At 68.9% G+C, this 3,843-nt stretch carries 5 protein-coding genes and 1 rRNA gene; all 6 read left to right on the top strand.

What is annotated here, in order from left to right; genetic code table 11:
- A 5S ribosomal RNA gene (rrf, locus tag ACFVIM_RS33755) occupies nucleotides 1–86 on the top strand; the annotation flags it as partial.
- A gap of 119 nt (nucleotides 87–205) precedes the next feature.
- Nucleotides 206–856 (top strand): HAD family hydrolase, encoded by a 651-nt coding sequence (locus ACFVIM_RS33750; RefSeq protein WP_384309797.1) that lies wholly within the window; start codon nucleotides 206–208, stop codon nucleotides 854–856.
- Nucleotides 857–928: 72 nt separating this feature from the next.
- Nucleotides 929–2,104 (top strand): acetoin utilization protein AcuC, encoded by a 1,176-nt coding sequence (locus ACFVIM_RS33745; RefSeq protein ID WP_384309793.1) that lies wholly within the window; start codon nucleotides 929–931, stop codon nucleotides 2,102–2,104.
- A gap of 295 nt (nucleotides 2,105–2,399) precedes the next feature.
- Complete coding sequence (locus ACFVIM_RS33740; RefSeq protein WP_384309790.1) at nucleotides 2,400–3,215, top strand: phosphatase; 816 nt, start codon at nucleotides 2,400–2,402, stop codon at nucleotides 3,213–3,215.
- 128 nt (nucleotides 3,216–3,343) lie between these two features.
- On the top strand, nucleotides 3,344–3,556 hold the full coding sequence (locus ACFVIM_RS33735; protein WP_003958488.1) for a helix-turn-helix domain-containing protein: 213 nt from the start codon (nucleotides 3,344–3,346) through the stop codon (nucleotides 3,554–3,556).
- Nucleotides 3,557–3,696: 140 nt separating this feature from the next.
- Complete coding sequence (locus ACFVIM_RS33730) at nucleotides 3,697–3,795, top strand: 30S ribosomal protein bS22 (RefSeq protein ID WP_003948845.1); 99 nt, start codon at nucleotides 3,697–3,699, stop codon at nucleotides 3,793–3,795.
- Nucleotides 3,796–3,843: the final 48 nt, after the last annotated feature.

Below are 3,843 nucleotides of genomic sequence, written 5' to 3'. Positions count from 1 at the left end.
GTTACATTCCGAACCCGGAAGCTAAGCCTCACAGCGCCGATGGTACTGCAGGGGGGACCCTGTGGGAGAGTAGGACGCCGCCGAACTAATATTGAGAGAGGGCCCTGTACCGGGATATCTGGTACAGGGCCCTTTCGCATGTCCGCGTCCACCTGCAGTTCATCGCGTCCACGCGCAGTTCATGGGGTATCCCTAGGCTGAGGGCATGAGTTATGACCTTGTCATCTTCGACAACGACGGTGTCCTCGTCGACAGCGAGCCTCTCTCCAACACCATCCTGGCGGCATATCTGACCGAGCTGGGACACCCCACCTCGTATGAGGACTCCGTGCGGGACTACATGGGGGCCGCCGTGCACCGTGTACACGACCTCGTCCTGGAGCGCAGTGGGCGGAAGCTGCCGGAGGACTTCGACGAGACTCTGCACGCGCGGGTCTTCGCCGCGTTCGAGCGGGAGTTGGAGGCCGTCGACGGGGTGACCGAGGTACTGGGGAAGCTGGTCGCGGACGGGGTTGCGTACTGTGTGGCGTCCTCGGGGAGCCATGAGCGGATCCGGGTCGGTCACCGCAGGACCGGACTCGATCTCTGGTTCCCGGACGAGATCATCTTCAGCGCCCAGGACGTGGGGCGGGGAAAGCCCGCGCCCGATCTCTTTCTCCACGCGGCCGCGCGGATGGGTGTGGCGCCCGAGCGCTGTGTGGTGGTCGAGGACAGTGCGCTCGGAGTGGCCGCCGCGATAGCCGCCGGGATGGATGTGTACGGGTACACCGCGATGACACCGGCCACCGGACTCACGGGGGCCACCGGGTACTTCGAGGCGATGGCGGAGCTGCCCGCGCTGCTGGTCCGGCGCTGACCCCGCAGGGGGCGGCCCCGGCGTGGTCCAGGCCCCTCTCGTACCGCTCTATCAGCGGATACCGTGGCGGACATGAGTGGCCGCGGATTGTTGATGTGGGACGAGGCAGTCACGGAGTACGACTTCGGGGACGGCCATCCGATGGACCCGGTACGGCTCGCGCTGACCATGGAGTTGGTGCGGGCGTACGGGCTCGACCGGGTGATGGACGTGGTGGCGGCGAAGCCCGCCGGGGAGTCGACGCTCCGGCTGGTGCACCGGGAGGACTTCCTGGCGGCCGTGCGGGCGGCCTCCGCGGAGCCGAGGGCGGCCGACCAGGCGTACGGGCTCGGGACGGTGGACGATCCGGCCTTCATGGGCATGCACGACGCGTCGGCGCGGATCGCCGGGCAGTCCGTCGGGGCGGCCGAGGCGGTCTGGCGGGGCGAGACCGCGCACGCGGTGAACTTCGCGGGCGGGCTGCACCATGCGATGCCCGGCGCGGCGGCGGGGTTCTGTGTCTACAACGACGCCTCGCTCGCCATCGCCCGCCTGCTGGAGCTGGGGGCGGAGCGCGTCGCCTATGTCGACGTCGACGTCCACCACGGGGACGGGGTGCAGGCGACGTTCTGGGAGGACCCCCGGGTACTGACGATCTCGCTGCACGAGCACCCCCGGACGCTCTTCCCCGGCACCGGATGGCCGGAGGAGACAGGCGCGGACGGTCCCGGGGAGGGGGGAGCGGTCAATGTCGCGCTGCCGGCCGGGACCGGGGACGAGGGGTGGCTCCGGGCCTTCCACGCTGTCGTGCCCGAGCTGTTGGCGGACTTCCGTCCCCAGGTGCTGGTGACCCAGCACGGGGCCGACACCCACTTCGAGGACCCGCTGGCCCATCTCGCGGTCTCCCTGGACGCCCAGCGAATGGTCCAGGAGGCGTGCCACGAACTGGCCCACGCCTATGCGGACCAGGGGCGGTGGATCGCGCTGGGCGGCGGCGGATACGCCGTCGTGGACGTGGTGCCGCGGTCCTGGACGCATCTGGTGGGGATCGCCGCGCACGCGCCGGTGGACCCCGAGTCATTGATCCCCGAGGAGTGGCGGGAGCAGGTCTACGCGCGGACCCGGCAGACCGGACCACGGCGGATGACGGACGGACGCAGCCCGGCATGGCGGGAGTGGACCGCCGGGTACGACCCGGCCGACCGGCTCGACCAGGCGGTGCTCGCGACCCGTCGTGCGGTGTTCCCGCTGCGGGGTCTGCTCGCCTAGTGGGGGATCAGGCTGGGTCGGGGAGCGGGGTCGGACGTCTTGGACGGTATACGGAGCGTCTCCGTGACCCTCGGGATCAGTGGGCAAGCTGAGGCAGTTGTGATGTGAAGGTATCGGTGGGGTGCACGGGGCTGGAGGGACGGAGTCGGGCAAAAAGGGCCATGCAACGTCGATTTTCAGCCATTCCTTGGCAGGGGTCGACGATCATCGAGGAAGGGTGGGGTCGTTACGCCGACCGTGCGGCGGATTCTTCCTTTTCGCCCGGTGGGGCCGGGGGTCCGGCACCATCGGTGGGGTGGTGAGCATCGACGCGCTGCGGGCGCATCTTCTGGCGGCCCGGCTGGCCGGCCCCGTACGCACCCCGCGCGAGGCCGGTCTGCGCAGCTACCGGCTCTTCGCCGCCCGGGACCCCCGGGTGACCCTCGGAATCACCCCCGCCCGCGAGTGGAGCGAACGGGACATCATGGCCCTCATGGCCGCCAAGTGCGGTGTTTCCGCTGATCCAGGCCATGTTCAGGGTGTCGACGCGATTGACCCCGAGCGGACCGTGCGGGCGCTCGACGCCTTTGCCGGGAGACTGCGACAGGTGGCCCGGAGTCGCGGTGCGGTACAGCTGGGGACGGGGCATCCGCACCGGCTGCTCGGCTTCTACGCCGCGCTGGCGGAGGCCTTGTCCGCGGCGGGCTGCCGTGTCCTCACCCCCGCACGGGGGCGGCGCGTTGATATCGCTAGTCGGTTTGGCGTACGCGCCTGCGGCCTCGACTACGTACAGGGAGTCGCGCTGGTGCGGGAACCCGGCGCGCGGGGAGGCGTGGGTGGCACCGGCGCACACACCCACTCGCCTCTCCCGGTTCGTGCGGTTTTGGAGAGCCTGGCGGAGAGCGGCGGACCGCTGCCGGATCTGGTCATCGGGGACCATGGATGGGTCTGCGGGGCAGGTCAGCTAGGCATTGAGGCCATAGGGCCGGCCGACATCGACGACCCCGCGCTCTTCGTCGGGGAGGCGGAGGGGAGCGTCTCCGTGGCGGTTCCGCTTGATGATGGCGCGCGGTCCTCTTACTACCGACCGCTGACACGCTATGTACTCAATCGAGCGTGTCTGTCACAGTAGGCGGCCGATGGCTGCTCCTCTTCCCCACTCGTATCACCCGCCCCTAGTCTGGGGAGTGAGCGCACAGCGACGAAGAGTCACCGGAGGGGAAGCCGGTGTGCGTCGTGTGCGGAAGGTACAGGTGGGTCATGGCTGCTGGCAGTGAGAGGCCTCTCAACGAGGTCAAGTTCCTTACCGTGGCGGAAGTCGCCTCGGTGATGAGGGTGTCGAAGATGACGGTGTACCGATTGGTGCACAGCGGTCATCTGCCGGCGATCCGGGTGGGGAGGTCCTTCCGGGTACCGGAGCAAGCGGTGCACGACTATCTCCGCGAGTCTTTCGTGGGGGTGGAATCCGCGTAGCGGAGCCGAGTGGCCGCCCTCGGATTACACCCTCTCAGCCTGGGCGGGTAGGCTTGGCCGACGTAGGTCGTGTGGGCCCAGACGCCCCGCACCGATTCCCGCTGGCGCGGGAAGGTTCCGAGAAGTGAGCGAGGGTAGTCGTGGGCTCTGTTATCAAGAAGCGGCGCAAGCGGATGGCTAAGAAGAAGCACCGCAAGCTGCTCAAGCGCACCCGCGTTCAGCGCCGCAACAAGAAGTAAGCGGTAGCTGTCCGTTTTATCGTGGCCCTCCCACCACCCGGTGGGAGG

The organism is Streptomyces sp. NPDC057638, assembly GCF_042800315.1.
In the GTDB taxonomy this organism is placed as follows: domain Bacteria; phylum Actinomycetota; class Actinomycetes; order Streptomycetales; family Streptomycetaceae; genus Streptomyces.
Note: the sequence above shows the minus strand (reverse complement) of the source record. Positions and strands in the feature narration are given on the sequence as shown.

What these genes read in the sequence shown, in the direction of transcription:
- ACFVIM_RS33745 (WP_384309793.1), top strand. Translation starts at nt 929, where the DNA reads ATGAGTGGCCGCGGATTGTTGATGTGGGACGAGGCAGTCACGGAGTAC.
- ACFVIM_RS33735 (WP_003958488.1), top strand. Translation starts at nt 3,344, where the DNA reads ATGGCTGCTGGCAGTGAGAGGCCTCTCAACGAGGTCAAGTTCCTTACC.
- ACFVIM_RS33750 (WP_384309797.1), top strand. Translation starts at nt 206, where the DNA reads ATGAGTTATGACCTTGTCATCTTCGACAACGACGGTGTCCTCGTCGAC.